Here is a 24,019-nt window from a genome sequence, read left to right as displayed (position 1 = left end):
GCCGCATCAGCAGGAGCGGTTCATGAATCTTTCCCGAAGCAGTGCTGCGCGCCCGCAGCACGTCGTTTCCGAAAGCGGTGTTCTCCGCTGGCTTTCGGCGAACGGTTCCCACCCACCAGCACGGATCGTCGACGCGGATGACCGGATGCCCGCGAGCGAGGCGTACCGGTTGGTCTCGCGCGGAACGGGTTTGCTGTGGCACGGCGACTTCCACAACGCGCGCCAACTGCTCAGCGCCGTGTCGCGCCGCCTCCACCGGAATCGGCGAACCGGCTCGTCCGCTGCCGAGTCGTTCCGGCTGCATCGACAGCAGCAGGCGCGCCGAGCTCGCGCGCTGGCGCTGGTTCTGGTGCGACTCGATCCCGGCCATGCGTTGAACCTGCGGGGCGCGCCGCAGGTCCGGACGGCGTGCCAGGAGGCGTACGGCCCGGCGGACACGCCGTACGTGGTCCCGCTGCGGGAGTTGCTCGGCGTGATCGGGGCCGGCGAATGGCGCCGGAAGGGCGTTCCGGTGCCGGCACTCGGTGCGCGAATCCACCCGCACTACGGCGTTTTCGCGCCCACCCGAAGCGAGTACGTGGACCTGGTCGCCGAAAGCCCGATGCCCCCGGCGGAACTCGCCTTCGACATCGGCACCGGGACGGGTGTGCTGGCCGCGGTGCTCGCCCGCCGCGGCGTCGAACGCGTCGTGGCCACGGACATCTCGGCGCGGGCGGTCCGGTGCGCCGAGGACAACGTAGGCCGTCTTGGCCTCGCTGGGCGGATCGAGCCGCTGCAGGCCGACCTGTTCCCACCCGGGCGTGCGGAACTCGTCGTTTGCAACCCGCCGTGGCTGCCGGCGAAACCCCATTCGATGCTCGACCACGCCGTTTACGACCCGGGAAGCCGCATGCTCCTGGAATTCCTCGCCGGGGTGCCAGAACATCTGCAACCGGGCGGCGAGGCTTGGCTGATCCTCTCCGACCTCGCCGAGCGCCTCGGGCTGCGCACCCGAGCGGACCTGCTCACCGCCATCAGCGGGTCCGGGCTCCGCGTCGTCGGGAGATCGGAAGCCCGGCCGAGTCATCCGAAGGCCGAGGATCCGACCGATCCGTTGCACGCCGCTCGGGCCGCCGAAGTCACGACGTTGTGGCGGCTCGCGCCGGTTGGGGACGACACCACCCGGACGTAGCCTCGGGCAGTCGTCTTGCTGCACGCGGCTCTGAACTGGTTGTTCGCCGCAGCGTTCGTGCGACGGCGAGGGTGCTGCGGCTACGGCCGCGGCACCCACCGGCGGATGACCTGTCACATCCGGCAGGGCCGCCTCGTCCTACCGGTGACCAGCTCAGGAAGGACGGGCAGATGCAGAAGCCGATCCTGGTGACAGGCGGTACGGGCACGTTGGGCAGGGCAGTGGTGCGGCGGCTGCTCGACGACGGGCGCGAAGTGCGGGTGCTCAGCCGCGGCCCGCGCCCCGCGAACGTCCAGCACGGATGGGTGACCGGGGATTTGCGCACGGGCGCGGGCATCGACGCGGCGACGTCCGAAGTGGACGCGATCGTGCACTGCGCCACCACGCTGGGGCGCAAGGACGTGGCGGCCACTCAACGTCTGATCGATGCCGCGCGCCGCAACGGCGTCCCGCACCTGGTCTACATCTCGATCGTCGGCGTGGACCAGGTGCCGATCCCGTACTACCGCGCCAAGCTCGAAGCGGAAGAGCTGGTGGCGGCTTCGGGGCTGCCGTGGACGATCCTGCGGACCACCCAGTTCCACGGCCTGATCGCCCGCATCACCTCGGCGCAGCGCCGGTCCCCGGTGGTCGCGGCGCTCGCCGGGGTGAGCTTCCAGCCCATCGACGTCCGCGACGTCGCGGAGCGCCTGGCCGAGCTCGCCGCCGGATCACCGGCCGGTCGGGTAGCGGATATGGGTGGGCCGGAGGTCCGCAGCCACCGAGACCTGGCGCGGGCCTACCTGGATTCGACCGGGCGGCGCCGAATCCTGCTGCCGGTGAGGTTGCCGATCGCGGCGTTCGCCGCCTGCCGCCGCGGCGGTCACCTCGCCCCGGACAACGCCGTTGGCCGCATCACCTTCGACGACTTCCTGGCCGGGCGGTGACGGTGCGAGCCTGGCTGCGGGCAGGACTGGTCTTCCTGACGTTCGTGCACGTCGCAGTGGATTCCTGGACGTTGCTGTCCCGTACTCGTTCTACGGCCGGGTGCCGACAGTGCGCGATTACCCGCCGTTCGACGAGCACCTCTTCCGCGATTCCGGCGCGGTGAACCTCGCCATGGCCGTGGTGCTCGGCGCGGGTGCGGTGTTCCTGGAACGGACGCTGGTCTACGTCGCGTTGACGTTGAACCTCGTCTGGGCGGTTCCGCACCTGGCGTTCCACACCGCGCATCCGGCGCACACCGCGGGGGCGGTGCTCGGCATGATCGTGGCGATCCCGGTGCTGCTGCTGGTGCTCACCCGCGGCGCTTTGCCAGCAGGTGAGCGGCGACGGCCGTGGCGCCGGTGACGGCGAACACCGACGGCCAGGCACCGACCTTCTTGGCCAGCGGGTGCGAGCCGGCCAACGCCGCCGTGTAGGTGGCGCCCAGCGCGAGGGCCGGCGCCACTCCGGTCCGGCGGCGGCACACCTCCATCGCGCCCAGCCCGGCGCCCGCGGCCACCACGCCGCCCCAGTGCCGGTGCTTGGTCGCGCGGGCGACCGCGAAGCCGCCGATCAACCCGGCCGAGGTCAACAGGCTGGACGGAATGGACATGCTCGCTCCTCGCGGGTTCGGTTCCGGCTCCCTGCTCCGACTCTACTGGGCGGCACGCGGTGGGTTCTGGCGTAAACCCGCCGAGGGAGTGTTTGACTTCGCGTTCCGCTGTAAGAAAAGTGCTGGTGTCGATGTCCCTTCGGTCCCCGGGAGCCTGCATGCGACGCGTTCGGATGGGTCTGCTGGCGGCGGTTTGCGTCCTGCCGCTCACCGGGATGCCGGCTCTCGCGGAACCACCGCAGGGTCCGGTGTTCCAGGACGGCGAAGCACAACCGGTGTTCGACCCGGCGCAGGCGGTGCGCGAGGACCTGTTCGTGACCGCGCCGGTGGACAGCGACCGCGACGGGCAGGACGACGTGGTGCACGTCCAGGTGGTGCGGCCGAAGGAAACCCAGCAGGGCCTGCGGGTTCCGGTCGTCTACCAGGCAAGTCCGTACTTCTCCGGCGGGAACGACGTCCCGAACCACAACGTCGACACCGAGCTGCACGTGCCCGAGAAGCCGGGCAACCGGACCATCCGCACCGCCGGCGGCGACGAGCGGATCGCGGCGGCCGCCGACATCAGCTGGGCCTACGAGGAATACCTGCTGGCCAGGGGATATGCGGTGGTGTACGGGGAATCGCTGGGCACCGGGCTGTCCACCGGTTGCCCGACCACCGGTGCCGAGAACGAGACGATCGGCGCTAAGTCGGTGGTCGACTGGCTGAACTCCCGCGCGCCCGGGCATGACGCCTCCGGCGCGCCGGCCGAGGCGGCCTGGACGACCGGCAAGGTCGGCATGATGGGCGTCTCCTACAACGGAACCCTGCCGAACGCGGTGGCCAGCACTGGCGTCGAAGGACTGGAAGCGATCGTGCCGATCGGCGCGATCTCGAACTGGTACGACTACTACCGCTCCGACGGGGCGGTCGTGGCGCCCGGCGGTTTCCAGGGCGAGGACGCGGACGTGCTGGCCAAGTACGTGCACACCCGCGCGGACCGGGAGCCGTGCCGGACGGTGCTCGATCAGCTCACGGCGGAACAGGACCGGATCACCGGCGACTACAGCCCGTTCTGGGACGAGCGGAACTACCTCGACGACGTCGACAAGGTCCACGCCGCGGTGCTGTCCGTGCACGGGCTCAACGACTGGAACGTCAAGACCCGGCAGGCCGCGCAGTGGTACGCGGCGCTGCGGGAGCAAGACGTGCCGCACAAGATCTGGTGGCACCAGTCGGGGCACACCGACCCGCTCCGGCTGCGGGAGCAGGAGTGGCTGCGCACGTTGAACCGGTGGTTCACCCGGTACCTGTACGACTTGCCCAACGGCGTCGAGGGCGAGCCGAGGGCCACCGTGCAGCGGGAGGACGGCAGCTGGACCGAGGAGGCCGAGTGGCCCGCGCCGGATGCCCGTGAGGCGACCTTGCGGCCCACCCCGGGCGGCCCCGAGCGAGGCGGGCTCACTGCCGCGCGGGTTCCGGGCCGGGTGTCGGAGTCGTTGCACGACGACGCGGGCCGGCTGGCGGAAGACCTCGCGGCGGCCCCGAGTTCGCCGAACCGGCTCGCCTACTTCGGCGCCCCGTTGGCGGCTCCGGCCCGGGTCAGCGGCACGGTCCGGGCCGAACTGGCATTGACCTTCGACCGGCCGGCCGCCAACGTGACGGCGCTGCTGGTGGACCAGGCGCCGGACGGCGCGGTCACGGTGGTCACCCGGGGCTGGGCGGATCCGCAGAACCGGCACTCGATCGACCGGACGTCGCCGATCGAGCCGGGGAAGAACTACTCGATCAACGTGGCGATGCAGCCCGACGACTACGTGTTCGCGCCGGGGCACCGGCTCGGGATCGTCGTGCTGTCCAGCGACCACGACTTCACGTTGCGCCCGAAGCCGGGTGCCGGGCTGGAACTCGACCTGTCCCGCACGCGGTTCCGGCTGCCGATCGTCGGGCCCGTCGAGTAGGCCGACCACGACGAAGATTCGCGATTGAGACGTGGAAACGGAGAGTTAGCGTCGAAGTGGTGACGCGATTGGCCCGACCGATCGTCACTCCATAGTGGATATCTCAGCCTTCGTCGGATGAGTTGTCCACAACGGACGGATCTGTCCACAGATTCCGAAAATGCCCTTTCGCCGACGCGGGTTCGGCGTCGATCGTTGTGGCATGACAACACGACTCAACGCCACCATCTCACTGACCGAACCCGCCGACCTGATCGCCGCCGTACCGCACATGCTCGGGTTCCACCCGACGCATTCGCTGGTCGTGCTGACCCTGTACGACTTGGCGGAAACGCCGACGTTCGGCGTGACGCTGCGCACCGACCTGCCATGCCCGATGGGTGTTTGCGGCTTCGGTGAGCACCTGCTCGACGGCCCGTTGGGCCACCGGCAGATCGAAGCCGTGATCCTGGTCGTCGTTGGGGAGAAAACCAGCAGCGCAGCCTGCGGCGACGCCTGTGCCGGGCGATGTCAGAGTCTCGAACGCTCCACAGTGGATGATCGTGATATCGGTGCGCCGCACGCCGACCTGATCGAAGTGATCCGAGACGCGTTCCACCGCGCCGGGGTCGTGACGGCCCACGCCTTGTGGGTGCCGGAGATCCGAGCCGGTGCCGAGTGGGAGTGCTACGCCGATCCCGGGTGCTCCGGAGTGATCGCCGATCCGCGGGGTTCAGCGGTCGGCGCGGCGCTGGCCGCGGAGGGGGCGGTGACCTTCGGCAGCCGCGATGAGCTGCGGACGCTCGTCGCGCCGGAGTCCGACGAAGCATTGGCGCGCTGGTCGGCGAAGCTCGACCTGCTGGCCGAGGAACGCGCCGAGGGCTACGACCCGGGGAAGGTCGCCCGCGACGTCCGGACCGTCTTCGCGGCCATCGAACGCGTCGGCAGCGGTGCCGCGCTCACCGAGGACGACCTGCTGCGTGTGCTGGTCGCGGTGTCCGACACCAGGGTCCGCGACGTAGCCCTGGGCACCGCGCTGGGCGATGCGGCCAGGGCAGCCGAAGAGCTGTGGCTGACCCTGGTCCGCAAGGCCCCTGACCCAGAACTGCCCGAGGTCGCCGCGCTGCTGGCGTTCTCCGCCTACCTGCGGGGCGAAGGGGTGCTGGCCAGCGCCGCACTGGAGCGAATCGAGCGAGCCCAACCCGACCACCGGCTCGGCATCCTGCTGCGGCAGGCCATCGAAGCCGGCATCTCACCGGCCGACCTGGCGGTCATCGCCCGCGACGCCGCCGAAGACGCCCAGATCATGCTCGAAGAGGACGGAGCCTGGTGATGAATCACGACGAGACGATCCGAAGCGAAATGCCTTGGCGGCGTTCAGGATCCCTGGCGCTGCCGGGTGAACTCCCAAGCGTCCCGCACGATCACCTCGAGGTCGGCGCGCTGCGGCGTCCAGCCCAGTTCTTCCCGCGCGCGCTGGCTCGACGCCACCAGGGTCGCCGGGTCACCGGCCCGGCGCGGCGCGACCTTCGCCGGGATCGGGTGGCCGGTCACCTCGCGGCAGGTGTCGATCACCTGCTTGACGGAGAAGCCGGTGCCGTTGCCGAGGTTGTAGATCCGGTGCTGGCCCGGGGCGGCGCTCTCCAGCGCCAGCAGGTGGGCGTCGGCGAGGTCTGTGACGTGGATGTAGTCGCGGATGCAGGTGCCGTCGGCGGTGGGCCAGTCCTCGCCGAAGATCTGCACCTGCTCGCGCTGGCCGAGCGCGACCTGCAGCACGATCGGGATCAGGTGCGTCTCGACCGTGTGCCGCTCGCCGAACGCGCCGTGCGCGCCGGCGACGTTGAAGTACCGCAGGCTGACCGCGCCGATGCCGTGGGCGGCGGCGTAGGACGTGATCGCGTGGTCGATCGCCAGCTTCGTCGCGCCGTAGGTGTTCGTCGGGCGCGTCGCGGTGTCCTCGGTGATCGGCGTGACCTCCGGCTCGCCGTAGGTCGCGGCGGTGGAGGAGAACACCAGCCGGGGCGTGCCGTGCTCGCGCATCGCGTCCAGCAGCCGCAGCGAGGTGACCACGTTGCCCTGCCAGTACTTCTGCGGATCCTGCATGGATTCGCCGACCAGCGACTTCGCCGCGAAGTGCAGCACGCCGTCGAACGGCTCCGAGAGCAGCTCGCTCGCCGCCGTCGAGACGTCGGCCTCGACGAACTTGCAGCCGTCCGGAATCGCGTCGGCGTGCCCGGTGGACAGGTCGTCGACCACGACGACCTCGTGGCCGGCTTCCACCAGACGTGCCGCGCACACGCTTCCGACGTAGCCTGCGCCGCCTGTGACGAGGAGCTTCACCTGCGTACTGCCTTCCGTGGGAGATCTTCTGAGGGCGCCGTCAACCGGCAGGCGGGAGCGGTCGCCCGGTGGTCACCGGTCCCGCCCCGCACCGGCGGAGGGTACCGCTGTGAACAAACGGGGCGCCGCGAGGTGTCGGCCCTCGAAGGCGTCCTGGACGGCTCGCTCGATGCGGTGCCTGTCGTCGAGCCGCACCAGCGCGATCGCCGAGCCCCCGAAGCCGCCGCCGATCATCCGGGAGCCCAGCGCACCGGCGGCCAACGCGCTGTCCACCACGAGGTCCAGCTCGGGACTGGAAACCCGGTAGTCGTCGCGGAGGCTGGTGTGGGAGGCGATCAGCAGCGGGCCGATCTCCGCGTACCGCCCGGCGCGGAGCTCGTCCACAGTGGCCAGCACCCGGCCGTTCTCGGTGACGATGTGCCGGACAAGCGGTCGGAGTTCTTCCGGAAGCTTCGGCAGGGTCGTCGCGAGGTCATCGCCAGGTACGTCGCGAAGTGCTTTGATCCCGAGCAGCTCCGCCGCCCGTTCGCAGCCCTGCCGCCGTTGTCCGTAACCGGACTCGCTGTGCGAGTGCTTCACGCGGGTGTCGATCACCAGCAGCTCCAGGCCGGCGCTGCGGGGATCGAACGGGATCTGCTCGGAGTCGCCGGACCGGACGTCGTAGAACAGCGCGTGTTCCGCGGTGCAGGCCAGCGACGCGGTCTGGTCGAGCAGGCCGGTCGGCGCCCCGGCGAAGTCGTTCTCCGCACGCTGCACCAGGCGCGCGATCTCGCCCAGGCTCGGGGCGTTCGGCTCGCCGGGCGCCAGCTGCGCGGTGTCGAGCAGCGCCAGCGCCACCGCGCATTCCAGGGCGTGGGAGGAGGACAGGCCGGCACCGGTCGGCACCTCGCCGACGATAACCAGGTCGGCGCCGCCGAGCGGGAACCCGGCCTCGCGCAGGGCCCATGCGACACCGGCCGGGTAAGCGACCCAGCCGGTGGTGGTGCCAGGGCTCAGCTCGTCGATCGACACGACGGGCGCGCGGTGCACTCGACCGTCGCTGCCGAGGGTGCCGACGGAGAGCAGCCGGTCGGGACGGGGACGGATCGCGACGGCGGTGCGGTGCGGCAGGGCGAAGGGGAGCACGAACCCGTCATTGTAGTCGGTGTGCTCCCCGATCAGGTTCACTCGCCCAGGAGCGGACCAGACCGCGCTCGCCGCGCTGCCGTGCTCGTCGGCGAACAACGCCGCCGCGCGGTCCGCTGGATTCACTTGGTACGCACCATGACCGCGTGCGCGATGCCGACCGACAACTCGGTGCTGCCGTTCTGGCCGCGGACCTCGATCGGCTTGTTCGGCCCGACCACGGACATGATCTCCACCTCGTTGCCCGGCACGACGCCGACATCCTTCAGTTCGGTCATCAGGTCGGGGTCGAGCTGGACGTGCTCGGCGATGCGACGGATGACGGCGCGACCCCCGCCGTTGCGGGCGATCTCGTCGACCCGCTGCAGGTCGCCGTCGGCCGGCGCCTCGACGTGGTCCACGCCGAGCTCGTCGAGCCCCGGGATCGGGTTGCCGTAGGGCGAGGTGGTGGGGCCACCGAGCAGCTTGACGAGCTTGCGCTCGACGGCTTCGCTCATCACGTGCTCCCAGCGGCACGCTTCATTGTGGACGTGCTCCCACTCGAGGCCGATCACGTCGACGAGAAGCCGTTCGGCGAGGCGGTGCTTGCGCATTACGCTGATCGCGCGGGCGCGGCCGGCCTTGGTGAGTTCGAGGTGGCGGTCCTCGGCGACGGTCAGCAGCCCGTCGCGTTCCATGCGGGCGACCGTCTGGCTCACCGTGGGGCCGCTCTGCTCCAACCGTTCGGCGATGCGGGCCCGGAGCGGAACCACGCCCTCTTCTTCGAGGTCGTAGATGGTGCGGAGGTACATCTCAGTGGTATCGATGAGATCGTTCACGTCGGCTCCCCATTCAGTCCCAACCACGATGCTAGTCGCCCCGGGCGACAGCGGTCAGTGGTCCGGGAGTTGACTTCCAGGATTTCCGACAGACCTCGTCGCCGGGCTACGAAAGGGCCGTCATGCATCCTTTGATCAGTACTGATGATCTCATGGCCGCGTTGCGGCGGCAGCCGCCCCCGACGCTCCTCGACGTCCGGTGGTCGCTGCTCGGGCCGCCGGGCCGGGAGGACTACGAGAAGGGGCATCTGCCCGGTGCGGTGTTCGTCGATCTGGACGCCGAGCTTGCGGCCGAACCGGGCCCGGCGGGGCGCCATCCCCTGCCCGACCCGGCCGATCTGGAGGTGGTGTTCCGGCGGGCCGGCGTCGACGCCGAGCGCCCGGTGGTCGTCTACGACGCGGACAACGGTTCGGTCGCGGCCCGCGCCTGGTGGCTGCTGCGCTGGGTGGGGCACGAGTCGGTGGCGGTGCTCGACGGCGGCTACGCGGCCTGGGCGGCGGCGGGGCAGCCCACCACGACGGACCTGCCGCAGCCCGCGGCGGGCGACTTCCGGGTCCGGCCGGGCTCGATGCCGGTGGTGGACGCGGACGCCGCCGCCCGGCTCGCCAGGGAAGGCACGCTGCTGGACGCCCGCGCGCCGGAGCGCTACCGCGGCGACGTCGAGCCGGTGGATCCGAGGGCCGGGCACATTCCGGGCGCGCTGAACGCGCCGTTCGCGGCGCACGTGGCGGAGTCCGGCCGGTGGCGGTCCCCCGAGGAGCTGGCGAAGCACTTCGCCGACCTGGGCGTCGATGCGGCCGGCCCGGTCGGGGCGTACTGCGGGTCGGGCGTGACCGCTTGTTCGGTCCTGCTCGCGCTGGAGCACGCGGGCCTGTCCGATCGGCAGCGCCCGGCGGCGCTGTACGCGGGCTCGTGGTCGAACTGGTCGGCGGACCCGGCGAGGCCGGCCGCGACCGGATCGGAGGCCGGATGACAGATCGTTCGGCCGGTGCGCGCGCGTGACTCGGAACACTGTGTTGGTCGACACAGGGCAGGTAGCGTCCGGGGCATGGGTTCTCAGTGCGCGGTCGTGTGGGACGAGTCGGTGCTCGGCTACGACCTGGGTGGGCAACACCCGCTGCATCCGATCAGGCTGGAGCTGACCATGCGGTTGGCCCGTGCGCTCGGGGTGCTCGACGGCGTCGAGACCATCAAGCCCGAACCGGCCACCGACGCGGACCTGGAGCGCGTGCACACCGCCGAGTACATGGCGGCGGTGCGCTCGGCGCCACTGGCGGGCTGGGAGGTCGGCCACGGGCTGGGCACCGACGACAACCCGATCTTCGACCGGATGCACGAGGCATCGGCGCTGATCGCGGGCGCCTCGATCCGGGCGGCCGAGCAGATCGTGTCGGGCAAGGCCGACCGGGCGGTCAACATCGCCGGTGGACTGCACCACGCGATGGCCGACCGCGCCGCGGGCTTCTGCGTCTACAACGACTGCTCGGTGGCCATCGCGTGGATGTTGGAGCAGGGCGTGGAGCGCATCGCCTACCTCGACGTCGACGTGCACCACGGGGATGGCGTGCAGGCGTCGTTCTACGACGATCCGCGGGTCATGACCATCTCGTTGCACCAGCATCCGCTGACGCTCTGGCCGGGTACCGGGTTCTCCACGGAGGTCGGCTCCGGCGGGGCCGACGGCACTGCCGTCAACATCCCGCTGCCGCCGGGCACGGGTGACGCCGACTGGCGCCGGGCCTTCCACGCGGTGGTGCCGTCGGTGCTCGACGCGTTCCGGCCGCAGGTGCTGGTGACGCAGTGCGGCGCGGACGCGCACCGCGAAGACCCGCTGGCGGACCTGTCGATGAGCGTCGATGGGCAGCGCGCGACCTACCAGGACTTGCGGGAGCTCGCCGACAGCTACGCGGGCGGCAAGTGGCTGGCGCTGGGCGGCGGTGGCTACTCGCTGTTCCGGGTGGTGCCGCGCGCCTGGACGCACCTGTTGGCGACGTTGCTGGACCGCGACCTCGCCCCGGAGACGACCATCCCCGAGGACTGGATCGCGCACACCGTGCGGATCGCGGACAACGTTCCGCTGCCGACTTCGATGACCGATGGGGCCGACCCGGCCTTCCAACGGTGGTCGGGGGTCACCGCGTCCGCGGTGGACACCTCGATTCGCGACACCCGGCATGCGGTGTTTCCGTTGCATGGTCTCGACCCGGTCGACAGCCGCGACTGAGGAGTCCGAAGTGGACGGAGTGGTGGAGCAGCAGGAAGCAGCCATCCCGCGGGCGGACTATCCCCGCCGCTGGGAGGCGGACGTGGTGTTGTCCGACGGCGGCACCGTGCACCTGCGGCCGATAACCGAAGCCGATGCCGAGAAGCTGGTGGCCTTCCACGGGCGGCTCAGCGACCGGACCAGGTACTACCGCTACTTCGGCCCGTACCCGCGGATGCCCCAGCGCGACGTGGAGCGCTTCACCCGCGTCGACTACGGCGACCGCGTCGCGCTGGTGGCGCTGCTCGGCGACGACATCGTGGCGGTGGGCCGCTACGACAGGCTCGGCGAGCAGCAGTCGGCCGAGGTCGCGTTCGTGGTGCAGGACCAGCACCAGGGGCGCGGCCTGGGATCGATCCTGCTGGAGCACCTGGCCGCGGCGGCGCGGGAACGCGGGCTGCGGCGCTTCGTGGCCGAGGTGCTCGCCGAGAACTCGACCATGGTCCGGGTCTTCCGCGACGCCGGCTACCAGGTGAGCCGGGCCATGGAAGAAGGCGTGGTGCACCTGGAGTTCGACATCGACCCGACCGAGGAGTCGGTGGCGGTGGCACGCGCCCGCGAGCAGGCCGCAGAGGCCCGCAGCGTGCACAACCTGCTGCGGCCGCGTTCGGTGGCCGTGATCGGGGCGTCCACCGATCACGGCAAGATCGGCCACGCGGTGCTGACCAACCTGCTCACCGCGGACTTCACTGGCCCCGTCTATCCGGTCAACCCGGAGCACCGCTCGGTGCGCGGCGTGCGCGCCTACCCCTCGGTGCTCGACATTCCCGACGAGGTCGACCTGGCAGTGGTGGCGATTCCGGCCGCCGGCGTGACCGGAGTGCTCGACGACTGCCTGGCCAAGGGTGTGAAGGCGCTGGTCATCGTCAGCGCCGGGTTCAGCGAGGCGGGCCCGGACGGCCGCGAGGTGGAGCGCGAGATGGTGCGGGCTGCACGCGTGCACGGCATGCGCGTGGTCGGCCCCAACGCGCTGGGCGTGGTCAACACCGACCCGGAGTTCCGGCTGAACGCGAGCCTGGCTCCGCAGCTGCCCGGCCGCGGCCGCACCGGCTTCTTCTGCCAGTCCGGCGCGCTCGGGGTGGCGATCCTGGCCACCGCGACCGAGCGCGGCCTCGGGCTGTCGACGTTCGTCTCCGCGGGCAACCGCGCCGACGTGTCCGGCAACGACCTGCTGCAGTACTGGCAGACCGACCCGGCCACCGATGTCGTGCTGCTGTACCTGGAGTCTTTCGGCAACCCGCGCAAGTTCGGCCGGTTGGCGCGGCGGCTGGCCCGCAGCAAGCCGGTCGTGGTGGTGAAGTCGGGTCGTAACGCGGTGCGTCCGGGCTTGGCGGCCACGTCGGTGCAGATCGACGAGACCAGCGTGCAGGCGTTGTTCGAGCAGTCCGGCGTCATCCGGGTCGAGTCGGTTGCGCAGATGTTCGACACCGCGCTGTTGCTGGCGCACCAGCCGCTGCCGCAGGGTGACCGGGTCGCGATCGTGGGCAACTCCTCGGCGCTGGGCATGATCGCCGCCGACGTGGCGCAGGCGCAGCAGCTGGAACTGGCCTGCGACCCGGTCGACGTGGGGGCGTCTGCAGGGCCGGAGGAGTTCGCGGCTGCGGTCCGTGACGCCGCTCTCAGCCCGGACGTCGACGCGTTGGTGACGGTGTTCGCCCCGCCGGTGGCGGTTCCCGGCACCGCGTACGCCCGCGCCTTGCGGGAGGCGTTGCAGGAGGCCGGTGTCGCGCGTTCGAAGCCGGTGGTGACCACGTTCCTGGCTGCCGAAGGCGTGCCCGACGAGCTCGTGGTTCCCGGCCCGGACGGGTTGACCGGCAAGGGTTCGGTGCCGTCCTACCCGAGCCCCGAGCGGTCGGTGCTGGCGCTCGCGCGGGTCACCAGGTATGCGCAGTGGCGCGCCGCGCCGAAGGGGCACTTCGTGCGGCCGCCGGAGATCGACGAGGACCGGGCGCGGGCGCTGGTCGACGGCTGGCTGGCGGAGGGCATCACCGACCTCGACGACGACCAGGTGGTGCGACTGCTCGGCTGCTACGGCATCGACCTCGTGCCGTTCCGCCTGGTCGCCGGTGTCGAAGAGGCCGTAGCGGTGGCGGAGGAGCTGGGCTACCCGGTGGCGCTGAAGTCGGCGAGCGATCAGCTGCGGCACCGCAACGACCTGGTAGGCGTCCGCCTCGACCTGGGCAGCGCCCATGCCGTGCGGTCGGCGTACGCCGACATCCGGCGGGTTTCGGGGATCGACGAGGTCTACGTGCAGCGCATGGCGGCCCGGGGCACTTCGTGCGTCATCGATCTGACCGACGACCCGTCGTTCGGCACCCTGGTGTCGTTCGGTCTTTCCGGGGTGGCCAGCGAATTGCTCGGGGACAAGGCGTACCGCGCGCTGCCGCTGTCCGATGTGGACGTTTCCGCGCTGGTGCGCGCGCCTCGGGCGGCGCCGCTGCTGGCCGGGTACCGGGGCACCGAACCGGCCGATCTCGCGGCGCTGGAGGACCTCGTGCTGCGGGTGGCGACGTTGGCCGAAGACCTGCCGGAGGTTCGTGACCTGGCGTTGCAGCCGGTGCTCGCCTCGCCGACGGGTGCCGTGGTCGCGGGGGCCAGGGTCGGCATCGGGGCGTCGCCGACGGCGCTGGACGACGGGCCGCGGCGGCTCCGCTGACCGCTTGCCGGGCGGCACACTGCCCGAAACTGACTGGTTCCGTTAATCTGGCGGCGTGGACGAGCAGACCGTCGAGAACAACGCCGAGAACGCTTCGGGTGACCAGGCTTCCCTGGTGCTCGGGCAGGTTTCGGCCGGCGCGCACCGGCTTACCGTGCGCGCCGCCAAGCAGGACGATCCCGGCAGTCCGGTGGTCGTCCTGCTCCCCGCGATGGGTGTGCCCGCCAGGTACTACCGCCCGTTCGTCGCCGACCTCCACGCCCAGGGCCTGGCGGTGGTGACCTTCGACGTGCGCGGCCAGGGCGAGAGCAAGCCGTCGGCCGCCCGCGGCGTGCGTTTCGGCTACCAGAGCATGATCGACGACGTGGACGGCGTGCTCGATCTCGTCGACGCTGCTTTCCCGCCGGCGCCACGGTTCCTGCTCGGGCACAGCCTGGGCGGCCAGATCGCGCTGCTGTACGCGGCACGCCGCCCGGACCGGGTGCAGGGCGTGGCGCTGGTGGCTTCCGGTTCGGTGTGGTTCGGGAGCTTCCCCGGGATGTACAAGTTCCGCACCCTGTTCGGCACGCAACTGGTGGCGGCCGCGTCGGCGCTGCTCGGCTACTGGCCCGGCCACCGATTCGGCTTCGGCGGCCGCCAGGCGACCGACCTCATGCACGACTGGGCTCGGCAGGCCCGCACCGGCCGTTACCGGCTCAACGGCTCGACGACCGACTACGAGGCGGCACTGCGGGAAGTCCGGCAGCCGTTGCTGACCGTCAGCATCGCGGGTGACCGGCTGGCCCCGAAGTCCTTAGTGGACCACCTGGCGGCGAAAGCCGGGCGAGCGAAACGCACCGACAAGCACTACACCCGGGCGGCGTCCGGCGCGAAGAACCTCGGTCACTTCAACTGGGTGCGCAACGGCGGCGAACTGTCCCGCTGGGTCCGGGACTGGATCGCCGCCGTCGATTCCTCGGTCCAAGCCTAGCGAGATCGCCACTGCCCTTCGCGGAAGCCGGATCGCTTCGGTGGGGCGGGAAAGCCGCCCCACCTGGCATCAGCAGACCGAGTCGGTCGGCTTGGGGACGTCGAGCCCGAACAGCGGGCGCAGCTTAAGCCCTACCCAGGTGCCGACCAGCGCCAGCAGGCCCCAGGCCCAGCCGTGCAACGAGAACGAGGCGATCCCGGAGAAGTAGGCGCCGATGTTGCAGCCGTACGCCAGCCGCGCGCCGTATCCCATCAGCAGGCCGCCGATCACGGCGGCGAGCACGACCTTCGCGGGCAGTCGCTTGGCCAGCACGAAGGCGCCCGACGCCGCCGATGCCACGAGCGCGCCGACGATGATCCCGAAGTCCAGCACCGAGGTGGAGTCGGCCAGCACCGGGCCGGTCAGGGCCGCTGCGCGTTCTCCTTGCCAGTACGGCCAACTAGCCACGTCCACGCCCACGGCCTGCAGCGCCTTCGAACCCCACAGCACGAACGCCGAGGTGATGCCCCACGGGCTGCCGCGGGTCAGCAGAACGACCGCGTTGAGCCCGGCCAGCACAAGCGCCCCGACCCAGAGCGGCCACGAGCCGCGGAGCACGCGCCAGAGTCCGCGCGACGTCGGCGGGCGGCCTGCCGGGGGCGCGTTGTGCCGCCGAGCCCATCGCGTTGCGGCGTAACCGATCGCGCCGAGCACCGCGAGCTGAACCACCAGTGCGCCGAAGTAACCGAGCCCGGTGTCCTCGGCGAGGGAGAACGATCCGAGGGTGATCGCGTCAGATGTCCACAGTGGAAGGTGCAGTGCGCCCAGCACCGAACCGCAGATGAAGGAGAAGAGCGTGACCACCAGCAAGGTGTTCCCGCCGCCGACGGCGAACAAGGTGCCCGATGCGCACGCGCCCCCGAGCTGCATCCCGATGCCGAACAGGACCGCGCCGACGACCAACCCGAGTCCGAGCGGTTCGACGTTTCCCTTGGGCGTTGCGCCGAAGAACGTCACGCCGCCGGCCAGGATCGGGGCGAACAGGATCGACGCCGCGCCGAGCATCAGCAGGTGCGCCCGAACTCCCGACGTCTGTCCAACCGAGACGAGTTGCCGCCAGGCCGAGGTGAAACCGAAGCGGGAGTGGAAAAGCGTCAGCCCGAGCGCTAGGCCCAGCCCGGCCAGCACGGCGGACTTCACGCCGACCACGACGGCCGCAGCGGTCACGAGCGCCACGGCCGCGATCAACCCGACGGTCAGCGGAACCCATTGCGGCTTGCCCTGCGGTGCTGGGGCCGCGTCGGCGGATGTGGCAGGTGTGGCGGTGGTGGACATTCCTCACTCCCGAATGTGAAGCGGATTCGTCGACGAAACCACGCGAACGCCGCCGACCACCAGCTGTTTCGAAATGTGGGAAAGATGTGGATTCAACTCGGTGCGATTTCCACGCAACCGGTCGCGCGGGGCGCTCCGTCCTTAGAGCATGAGACGCCTACAAACCGCAGTGGGCGCGGGTGTTCTGCTCGTAGCGTTGGCAGCCTGCGCCCAACAGCCATCCAATGAAGTTGGTTTCGGCGGTCAGCCCCCGGCTCCGCCCGGCCCGGTGCAGCCGAAACCCGAACAGGAACGCGCTCCGGTCGCCGAAGCCGCGATTGACGCGTCGTTGCTACCCAAGGGATATCCGAAGAAGGTCTGGACCCAGGACGGCGGAGCGGTCGTCGTGGCCACCGGTCAGGAAGGCGGCTGCAGCAAGGTGCACGCCGAGCTGGCCGAACAGACCGCCGACCACGTGAAGGTGGTGCTGGTCGAAGAAACCCCGGAACCGCCGGGAATGTGCACGATGGACCTGCGCTACCCGCCGGTGGCGGTGCAGCTCGACGCACCGCTGGACGCGCGGAAGGTCGTTCTGGAACAACGAGATGTCAAAGTTCCCCGCTGATCGGTGACCGCGTGATACCTGCCAATCGCGTCGATCGGCTGAGCTGAAACCTGTACTCCCGCAGGAGGTGGGGCTCCTGCGGGAGTACAGGTGTGTGGTCAGCGGCCGAAGGAGATCTGCAGGGTCGGCTTGGTGGAGTTGGCGAAGAAGTCGTTGCCCTTGTCGTCGACCACGACGAACGCGGGGAAGTCCTCGACCTCGATGCGCCACACCGCTTCCATGCCGAGCTCGGGGTACTCCAGCACCTCGACCTTGCGGATGCAGTCCTGGGCCAGGCGCGCGGCGGGGCCGCCGATGGAACCGAGGTAGAAGCCGCCGTGGGTGTGGCAGGACTCGGTCACCTTCGCCGACCGGTTGCCCTTGGCGAGCATGACCAGCGAGCCGCCCGCGGCCTGGAACTGCTCGACGTAGGCGTCCATGCGACCGGCGGTGGTGGGGCCGAACGAGCCGGAGGCGTAGCCCTCCGGCGTCTTGGCCGGGCCCGCGTAGTACACGGGGTGGTCGCGCAGGTACTCGGGCATCGGCTCGCCGGCGTCCAGCCGCTCGGCGATCTTGGCGTGCGCGATGTCGCGCGCGACCACCAGCGGGCCGGTCAGCGACACGCGCGTCTTGACCGGGAGCTTGGACAGCTCTGCGCGGATCTCCGCCATCGGCCGGTTCAGGTCGATCTTGACGACCTCGTCGGAGAGCTGCTCGTCGACCACGTCCGGCAGGTAGCGGGCGGGGTCGCGTTCCAGCTGCTCCAGGAACACGCCCTCCGGGGTGATCTTGGCCTTGGCCTGGCGGTCCGCGGAGCAGGACACCGCGACACCCACCGGCAGCGAGGCGCCGTGCCGGGGCAGCCGGATGACCCGCACGTCGTGGCAGAAGTACTTGCCGCCGAACTGTGCGCCGATGCCGAACTGCCGGGTCATCTCCAGCACCTGCTGCTCCATCTCGACGTCGCGCAGGGCGTGCCCGGAGGCCGAGCCCTCCCGCGGCAGCTCGTCGAGGTAGCGGGCCGAGGCGAGCTTCGCGACCTTGAGGTTGAACTCGGCGGACATGCCGCCCACCACGATCGCCAGGTGGTACGGCGGGCAGGCCGCGGTGCCCAGCGAGCGCAGCTTCTCCTCCAGGAACCGGCCGAGCCGCGTCGGGTTCAGCAGCGCCTTGGTCTCCTGGTACAGGAACGTCTTGTTGGCGCTGCCGCCGCCCTTGGCCATGAACAGGAACTCGTAGGCCGGGTCCGTGCCGGGCTTGTTGTACAGCTCGATCTGCGCGGGCAGGTTGCTGCCGGTGTTGCGCTCGTCCCAGAAGTTCAGCGGCGCCATCTGCGAGTACCGCAGGTTGAGGTCCTGGTAGGCGTCGAAGACGCCCCTGGCGAGCGCCTCCTCGTCCTGGCCGCCGGTGAGCACGGTCTCGGTGCGCTTGCCGATGACGATCGCGGTGCCGGTGTCCTGGCACATCGGCAGCACGCCGCCGGCGGACACGCACGCGTTGCGCAGCAGATCGGTGGCCACGAACCGGTCGTTGGGACTGGCTTCCGGGTCCTCGACGATCGCGCGCAGCTGCGCCAGGTGGGACGGGCGCAGCAGGTGCTGGATGTCCTTGATCGCCTCGGTTGCCAGGGCGGTGAGCGTGGTCGGCTCGACTTCGAGGAATCGTCGCCCGGCCGCCTCGACGACTCGGATGCCTTCGGTGGTCACCAGGCGGTAGTCGGTGTTGTCGGGGCCGAGGGGGAGCACCTCGGTGAAATCGAACGTGGTGGGCACGTCGCGGCTCCTTTGCGCGCGTTCGGGTTACGCGATGACCAATAAAACCGCGCGGTCGATCAGCGCGTCCACGGGGGTGGCCCAGGTGTGACGGATCGCCCGCCCTGGTGGCGCGGCGGGGCACCTGCGAGGCTGGCGGCCGAACGCCTCACCACACCCCGGACGCGGGGCCGGAGCAACGGAGGTCGCCTTGCCGACGACAGATCCCCTCGATGCACTGGTCAACCTTCGTGACCTGGGCGGGCAGCCCGCCGGTGACGGCGTGGTGACGAGGGACGGCGTGGTGTTCCGGAGTGATGCTCCGCACACCGGCGACCGGGTGCCGGAGGGAGCGACGCCGTGGCCGCCGAAGGTCGTGGTGGACCTGCGGGATTCGGTGGAGACCCGTGACCAGGAACACCCGCTCGCGTCGGTGGCCACCGTGCACCACGTGCCGCTGCTGGAGGAGGCGCGCGACGCGGACATCGATGTCGACGAGGCCGCCCACGAGCTGACGGTGCTGTACCAGTCGATCCTGCAGGGCGCCCCGAAGAAGCTGGTCGAGGTGTTCCGAATCGTCCTGGAGGCGGACGGCCCGGTGCTGATCCACTGCGCGGCGGGCAAGGACCGCACCGGAGTGGTCTCGGCGATGCTGCAGGGCGCGGTGGGAGTGCGCCGCGACGCGATCGTGGCGGACTACGTGCGCACGGACCGGAACATGTTCCGCGTCCTGCAGCGCCTGAACGTGGCGCCGGAGCTGCCGCCGGGCGTGGACGAGGAAATGGTCCACGAGCTCCTGTCGACGCCGACCGAGGCGATCGAGAGCGTCCTGAGCGCCTTCGAGGCTCACGAGGGGGGCGCCAGGGGCTGGCTGCGGACGCACGGGGCGACGAAGGAAGAACTGGACCGCTGGCAAGCCAAGTTCATCGGCTGAGCCAAGGCGACGAGAAGCCTGCCGCGAACGGCCTGTTCACCTCGCAAGAAGAGGTGAACAGGCCGTTCGCGTAGAAGCGATGTGCAGATCGGAAGAAGAGGTCGGGAGGCCGGACCCGCCCCGACGACGAGTCCGCCCTCCCGTGGCGAGCGGCGTACACGCCGCGAAGACCGAAGCGGAAGAGAAAAAAAGGGGGGAAGAACGATGTTCCCGCCGAAACCCAACAAGGTCAACGAGCCATCCGGGTGTACCAAAACCCCCGGAACAACAACAAAAGAACGAACCCCCCAACCCGAACGCCCGAACCAGACGCGAACAAGATCGAGAACCGAAAGCGAGCCACCAGAACCAGAACCCGAACCCAAAAGCCCAGAACCCAACAGGTTCAGAACTAGGAAGGTTCAGGACAAGGAAGGCTCAGAACCCAAGAGGCTCAGAACCCAAGAGGCTCAGAACCCAAGAGGCTCAGAACCCAAGAGGCTCAGAACCCAAGAGGCTCAGAACCCAAGAGGCTCAGAACCCCCGGAGGCTGGTCGGTGAGCAGGCCGGGAACGCTCGACAACGTGAAGAGCATTCCCGGAAGCGACCACCGCACCGTGGGGGTCTGCGGGGGCTCGGCCCCCGCAAAATCATCCTGACCGCGCCGTGGTCCGCGTTTTCAGCGGACACACGGCGCCCCAAGCCGCGCGGTCAGCTCGCGTACGCGCGAAGGCGGTCGGCGCGGTCGCCCTGGCGGAGCTTCGCCATGACTTCCCGCTCGATCTGCCGGACCCGCTCGCGGGACAGCCCGAACGACTTGCCGATCTGGTCCAGGGTGCGCGGCTGGCCGTCGTCGAGGCCGTAGCGCATCCGGATCACCGACTGCTCGCGCTCCTCCAGCGTGGCCAGCACGCGGCGCAGGTCGTCCTGCAGGAACCCGGAGATCACCGCGTTCTCGGCGTCGGCCGATTCGGCGTCCTCGATGAAGTCGCCGAGCGGCGCGTCCTCCTCGGCCCCGACCGGCATGTCCAGGCTGACCGGGTCGCGGGAGTGGTCCATCAGGTCGAGGATCTTCTCCACCGGGATGCCGGCTTCTTCGGAGAGCTCCTCGTCGGTGGCCTCGCGGCCGAGCTTCTGGTGCAGGTCGCGCTTGATCCGGGCCAGCTTGTTGACCTGCTCGACCAGGTGGACGGGCAGCCGGATGGTGCGGCTCTGGTCGGCCATGCCGCGGGTGATGGCCTGCCGGATCCACCAGGTCGCGTAGGTGGAGAACTTGAAGCCCTTGGTGTAGTCGAACTTCTCCACCGCGCGGATCAGGCCGAGGTTGCCCTCCTGGATGAGGTCCAGCAGCGGCATGCCGCGGCCGGTGTAGCGCTTGGCCAGGCTGACGACCAGGCGGAGGTTCGCCTCCATGAGGTGGTTCTTCGCCCGGCGGCCGTCGCGGACCACGGCGCCGAGGTCGGAGCGCCGCTCGGGGGAGAGGTTCTTGCTGGTTTCCAGCAGGTGCTTGGCGAAAACCCCGGCCTCGATCCGCTTGGCGAGGTCGACCTCTTCCTGTGCGGTGAGCAGCGCGGTGCGCCCGATGCCGTTGAGGTAGACGCGCACCAGGTCGGCCGATGGTCCCTGGGTGTCCAGTTCTTCGGCGGCGGTGACGTCTGGCTTGGTGGTCTGCGGGACGGTCATTGAGCTCCCTCCCTGGCGGGCTGGCTTGGCGGGCGCAAATCACACTCGCGCGCCGTTGCGCGGTGTGGAGGACGCGTACGCTCGGTTGTACGGGCTCCGCGTCGACGTCTTCTCCGGCGCTGTCGATGGGGTCGTTGGTGACCTGTCGGCATGGCCGTCGAAGCTTCGTTACCTGGAAAACGACCGGCGTGCCGAATTCGTTCCCGAAGTTCTAGACGAAGAGACGTCATGGCGGTCACATCCGTTGCGCCGCCAAGCCTGAGGATTTCCTGAGAGCTCTCGTTACATTTAGACCTCAACCAAAAGTGTGAATGGTCCGTCGTTCACGCTCTCCACCGACATCATCGCCCCGAACACCCCGGTGGCCACCCGGGCACCTCGCTCGCGCAGGGCCGCCACAACCCCGTCTACCAGCGGTTCGGCCTGTTCCGGCCGGGCCGCCTCGGTCCACGACGGGCGGCGTCCCTTCTTGGTCGACCCGTAGAGCGTGAACTGGCTGACGACGAGCAGCGGTGCCCCGGTCGTGGCGCAGGACTCCTCGTCCCGCAGCGCCCGAATCTCGTGCAGTTTGCGTGCCATATTGACGACTTCTTGAGGCCCGTCGGAATGCGTCACACCCAATAGCACTAACAGCCCGGGTTCTTCGATCTTGCCGACCACGACGCCGTCGACAGTTACCGAGGCGCGAGTGACTCGGGTGACGATTGCTCTCATTGGTCGCCGCCCGCCCATTCCGCCGGCAGCAGCATTCCGTGCCGAACGAGTTCGCGCGCCATCGGGATCGCGGCCCGGGTCAGGTCCTCGGAGTCCTCGCCGTAACCCATCGCGAGCAGTTCGAGGAGCTCGTAGAGCGGGAGCGCCCCGCGGCACCCGGCGAGCAGCCGCACGCCCAGCTCGTCGATCTCGTGCTGCCAGCCCGGGCCGTCGGTGCGGTGCAGCCGGTGCACGAGCGGCTGCCAGCCTTCGTCGCCGGGCTCGGAGACCGCTTCCAGCACGGTGCTGTCGGCGGTGACCAGGCGGGCCGTCAGCAGCGCCTCGGCGGAGTCGTGGGCGCGCAGCCAGTCGACGCGGCGCAGCCACTGGTCCGATTCCGGGCCCAGCGGGTCGTCGAAGGCGTGCCGGAGGTCCTCGCAGACGACCTCGCCGCGCGCGTCGGTGCGGCGCAGCGTGACGAACCCGAAGCCGATGCCGATCACGTCGTTGGCCTCGAACCAGTCCAGCCACTCGGCCGCCTTCTGCAGGCCCTGCGGGGACCGCAGGTCGTACCCGGCGTCGCGCAGCCAGGTGCCCACGTACAGCGCCGGGTCGGCGACGTCGCGCTGCACGAACCAGGCGTCGACCCCGGCACCGGGCGGCAGCCACCGGGACACCCGGTCCTGCCAGTCCTCGCCGTCCCGGTGCACCCAGGAGGCCAGCAGCTGCCCGGTGCCGCCCTCGGCGAGGAAGCCGGGCAGCTGCCGCACGACCAGTGCGCTCGCGTCGTCCCCGGCCAGCCCCGAGTCGCGGTAGGTGAAGTCGGTGCGCGGCGGGCCGACGACGAACGGCGGGTTGCACACGACCTGGTCGAACTTGCGGCCCCGGACCGGGTCGAACCACTCGCCCTCGGCGAGCTCGACGTCGACGCGGTTGAGCCGGAACGTCGCCTCGGCCAGCGCCAGTGCCCGCTTGGACACGTCGGTCGCGGTGATCCGCTGCGCGTGCGTGCTCGCGTGCAGGGCCTGCACGCCGCAGCCGGTGCCGAGGTCGAGCACCGAGTCCACCGGCCGCCGCGAGGCCGCCCGGACCAGGCTCAGCGACGCGTGCCCGACGCCGAGCACGTGGTCGGCCTCCACGGGCCGTCCGCCGCGCAGGTCAGAATCCAGGTCCGAGACGACCCACCACGATTCGTCGTCGACGCCGTGCGGGCGGACGTCGAGCCCGGCGCGCAGCCGGTCGCCGTCGTCGACGAGCAGCCCAGCGGCCTTCGCCTCGGTCAACGGCAGCGGGGCGAGCGCGGCTTCGACGGCGGTCTGCGACTCGGCCTGGCCGAGCAGGAACAAGCGGACCAGGGTGCCGAGCGCGCCGGCGTCGGTGGTGGCGCGCAGCGCCGGAACGGGCTCGCCCCGGCCCAGCGCGGCGTGCGCTTCGGGACCGAGGAGCTCCACGACGCCGTCGGCGTCGTAGCCGGCGGCCTGGAAGGCGTCGCGAAGTCGATCGATGCGGTCATGGGACAGGTCTGGAATCACGATCCCGATCCTCACACGGCCACCCGTTCGCGCATCTGGGAGCACCCGCGGCGCGGAGTCCCGGAGAATCGATCGCGCCCCGGGCTCGTCCTGCACGAACATGGGCGGATGAGACCCACGATCGGTGCCGCCCTCGTCCGGTGCGGCGAATGCGGCGGCCACGAGTACAGCGGTGCGCCCGATTGCGGCCGCTGCCGGACGCTGGTGGACGACGTCGTCGAAGAGGAGTGGCTGCGCTTCCGCGCCGAGTGGGCGGCGGAATCGGAGGCGGAGGTCGTCGGCCTGGTGGTGGCCGAGCCGGACCGGCACGACTGGCGAGTGGTGGACGCCGCGCTCGACCGGATCACCTGCGACGAATGCGGAGACCGGCTCAGCCGCGGGCCGATGGACTGCGCCGCGTGCAACCTCGCCCACGGGTTCCGGTACGCCGCCGTCGAGACCGATCGGCCCGGTGCTTCGCCGCTCAACGAGCACGCGGTGCGCGTGAACGTCTCGGTCGTCCGCAGGCCGCAGATGACGTCGGCGCAGGAACTGCTCGTCAGGCGGGTGCTGCTGCCTGCGCTGCTGGTCGGCTTCCTGCCGACGACTGCGGAGGCCCAGCGCGTGAGCGCCCTGGTCAAAGGAGGAGCCACGCCGGATCGGGTTGTCGAGCTGATCGACGAATTGCTCCGAACCTGGCGACCCGCAGGGCGGAGCACGGCTCGTCCGTAA

Annotated in this window: 21 protein-coding genes; 12 read left to right on the top strand and 9 right to left on the bottom strand. The window is 70.4% G+C overall.

Annotated elements, in window-relative coordinates:
• The first annotated feature begins 22 nt into the window (after positions 1 to 22).
• From BLW84_RS12370 to BLW84_RS12360, 3 genes are all read left to right on the top strand, one after another.
• Positions 23 to 1,171: a methyltransferase gene (locus BLW84_RS12370; protein WP_093265070.1), complete on the top strand. Its 1,149-nt coding sequence runs from the start codon at positions 23 to 25 to the stop codon at positions 1,169 to 1,171.
• 170 nt (positions 1,172 to 1,341) lie between these two features.
• A complete protein-coding gene (locus BLW84_RS12365) occupies positions 1,342 to 2,097 on the top strand; it encodes an SDR family oxidoreductase (protein ID WP_093265068.1) in 756 nt (251 codons plus the stop codon).
• A gap of 109 nt (positions 2,098 to 2,206) precedes the next feature.
• The gene (locus BLW84_RS12360; RefSeq protein ID WP_093265067.1) at positions 2,207 to 2,500 is read left to right on the top strand and encodes a hypothetical protein; all 294 of its coding nucleotides are present in this window, start codon (positions 2,207 to 2,209) and stop codon (positions 2,498 to 2,500) included.
• On the opposite strand, the gene BLW84_RS12355 is transcribed toward BLW84_RS12360, so the two are convergent.
• Positions 2,448 to 2,747: a hypothetical protein gene (locus BLW84_RS12355; protein WP_093265065.1), complete on the bottom strand. Its 300-nt coding sequence runs from the start codon at positions 2,745 to 2,747 to the stop codon at positions 2,448 to 2,450. The genes BLW84_RS12360 and BLW84_RS12355 overlap by 53 nt on opposite strands.
• A gap of 158 nt (positions 2,748 to 2,905) precedes the next feature.
• Here BLW84_RS12355 and BLW84_RS12350 point away from each other — a divergent pair, with 158 nt between their 5' ends.
• Entirely contained in the window at positions 2,906 to 4,687 is a 1,782-nt protein-coding gene (locus tag BLW84_RS12350; RefSeq protein WP_093265064.1) for a Xaa-Pro dipeptidyl-peptidase, read from the top strand.
• Positions 4,688 to 4,889: 202 nt separating this feature from the next.
• Positions 4,890 to 5,999 carry a DUF4192 domain-containing protein gene (locus BLW84_RS12345; protein ID WP_093265062.1) on the top strand — a complete coding sequence of 370 codons (1,110 nt, stop codon included), beginning with the start codon at positions 4,890 to 4,892 and terminating at the stop codon, positions 5,997 to 5,999.
• Between the two features lie 44 nt (positions 6,000 to 6,043).
• Here BLW84_RS12345 and galE read toward each other — a convergent pair whose 3' ends face one another.
• The 3 genes from galE to BLW84_RS12330 all read right to left on the bottom strand — a co-directional run bounded on the left by galE (position 6,044) and on the right by BLW84_RS12330 (position 8,949).
• The gene (galE, locus tag BLW84_RS12340) at positions 6,044 to 7,006 is read right to left on the bottom strand and encodes a UDP-glucose 4-epimerase GalE (protein ID WP_093265061.1); all 963 of its coding nucleotides are present in this window, start codon (positions 7,004 to 7,006) and stop codon (positions 6,044 to 6,046) included.
• Positions 7,007 to 7,078: 72 nt separating this feature from the next.
• Positions 7,079 to 8,257 (bottom strand): galactokinase, encoded by a 1,179-nt coding sequence (galK, locus tag BLW84_RS12335; RefSeq protein WP_093265059.1) that lies wholly within the window; start codon positions 8,255 to 8,257, stop codon positions 7,079 to 7,081.
• Positions 8,254 to 8,949, bottom strand: coding sequence for an iron-dependent transcriptional repressor DtxR (locus BLW84_RS12330; RefSeq protein ID WP_093265058.1), 696 nt, complete (start codon positions 8,947 to 8,949; stop codon positions 8,254 to 8,256). The genes galK and BLW84_RS12330 overlap by 4 nt, the downstream gene beginning before the upstream one ends.
• 122 nt (positions 8,950 to 9,071) lie before the next feature.
• Between BLW84_RS12330 and BLW84_RS12325 the strand changes: the two genes are divergently transcribed.
• The 4 genes from BLW84_RS12325 to BLW84_RS12310 all read left to right on the top strand — a co-directional run bounded on the left by BLW84_RS12325 (position 9,072) and on the right by BLW84_RS12310 (position 14,839).
• Positions 9,072 to 9,923, top strand: coding sequence for a sulfurtransferase (locus BLW84_RS12325; RefSeq protein WP_093265056.1), 852 nt, complete (start codon positions 9,072 to 9,074; stop codon positions 9,921 to 9,923).
• Positions 9,924 to 9,998: 75 nt separating this feature from the next.
• The gene (locus BLW84_RS12320; RefSeq protein WP_093265054.1) at positions 9,999 to 11,174 is read left to right on the top strand and encodes an acetoin utilization protein AcuC; all 1,176 of its coding nucleotides are present in this window, start codon (positions 9,999 to 10,001) and stop codon (positions 11,172 to 11,174) included.
• Positions 11,143 to 13,869 carry a bifunctional acetate--CoA ligase family protein/GNAT family N-acetyltransferase gene (locus tag BLW84_RS12315; RefSeq protein WP_245761093.1) on the top strand — a complete coding sequence of 909 codons (2,727 nt, stop codon included), beginning with the start codon at positions 11,143 to 11,145 and terminating at the stop codon, positions 13,867 to 13,869. Before BLW84_RS12320 ends, BLW84_RS12315 begins: the two co-directional genes overlap by 32 nt.
• Positions 13,870 to 13,924: 55 nt before the next feature.
• On the top strand, positions 13,925 to 14,839 hold the full coding sequence (locus tag BLW84_RS12310; protein ID WP_093265053.1) for an alpha/beta hydrolase family protein: 915 nt from the start codon (positions 13,925 to 13,927) through the stop codon (positions 14,837 to 14,839).
• A 69-nt stretch (positions 14,840 to 14,908) separates the two neighbouring features.
• Here the strand turns inward: BLW84_RS12310 and BLW84_RS12305 are convergent, their stop codons facing one another.
• Positions 14,909 to 16,153 (bottom strand): YeeE/YedE family protein, encoded by a 1,245-nt coding sequence (locus BLW84_RS12305; protein ID WP_093265051.1) that lies wholly within the window; start codon positions 16,151 to 16,153, stop codon positions 14,909 to 14,911.
• A 268-nt stretch (positions 16,154 to 16,421) separates the two neighbouring features.
• Between BLW84_RS12305 and BLW84_RS12300 the strand changes: the two genes are divergently transcribed.
• Positions 16,422 to 16,757: a hypothetical protein gene (locus BLW84_RS12300; RefSeq protein WP_218157294.1), complete on the top strand. Its 336-nt coding sequence runs from the start codon at positions 16,422 to 16,424 to the stop codon at positions 16,755 to 16,757.
• A gap of 98 nt (positions 16,758 to 16,855) precedes the next feature.
• Here the strand turns inward: BLW84_RS12300 and BLW84_RS12295 are convergent, their stop codons facing one another.
• Positions 16,856 to 18,508: a fumarate hydratase gene (locus BLW84_RS12295; RefSeq protein WP_093265047.1), complete on the bottom strand. Its 1,653-nt coding sequence runs from the start codon at positions 18,506 to 18,508 to the stop codon at positions 16,856 to 16,858.
• Between the two features lie 190 nt (positions 18,509 to 18,698).
• Between BLW84_RS12295 and BLW84_RS12290 the strand changes: the two genes are divergently transcribed.
• On the top strand, positions 18,699 to 19,421 hold the full coding sequence (locus BLW84_RS12290) for a tyrosine-protein phosphatase (protein ID WP_093265045.1): 723 nt from the start codon (positions 18,699 to 18,701) through the stop codon (positions 19,419 to 19,421).
• Positions 19,422 to 20,111: 690 nt separating this feature from the next.
• Here the strand turns inward: BLW84_RS12290 and BLW84_RS12285 are convergent.
• From BLW84_RS12285 to BLW84_RS12275, 3 genes are all read right to left on the bottom strand, one after another.
• Positions 20,112 to 21,083, bottom strand: coding sequence for a sigma-70 family RNA polymerase sigma factor (locus BLW84_RS12285; protein ID WP_093265043.1), 972 nt, complete (start codon positions 21,081 to 21,083; stop codon positions 20,112 to 20,114).
• Between the two features lie 288 nt (positions 21,084 to 21,371).
• Positions 21,372 to 21,797 (bottom strand): D-aminoacyl-tRNA deacylase, encoded by a 426-nt coding sequence (gene dtd, locus BLW84_RS12280; RefSeq protein ID WP_093265041.1) that lies wholly within the window; start codon positions 21,795 to 21,797, stop codon positions 21,372 to 21,374.
• Entirely contained in the window at positions 21,794 to 23,308 is a 1,515-nt protein-coding gene (locus BLW84_RS12275) for a DUF7782 domain-containing protein (RefSeq protein WP_093265229.1), read from the bottom strand. The genes dtd and BLW84_RS12275 overlap by 4 nt, the downstream gene beginning before the upstream one ends.
• A gap of 108 nt (positions 23,309 to 23,416) precedes the next feature.
• Here BLW84_RS12275 and BLW84_RS12270 point away from each other — a divergent pair, with 108 nt between their 5' ends.
• Positions 23,417 to 24,019 (top strand): hypothetical protein, encoded by a 603-nt coding sequence (locus BLW84_RS12270; protein ID WP_093265039.1) that lies wholly within the window; start codon positions 23,417 to 23,419, stop codon positions 24,017 to 24,019.

It is taken from the genome of Saccharopolyspora shandongensis, assembly GCF_900106995.1.
GTDB lineage: Bacteria > Actinomycetota > Actinomycetes > Mycobacteriales > Pseudonocardiaceae > Saccharopolyspora > Saccharopolyspora shandongensis.
This window is presented reverse-complemented; position numbering and strand designations above follow the sequence as displayed.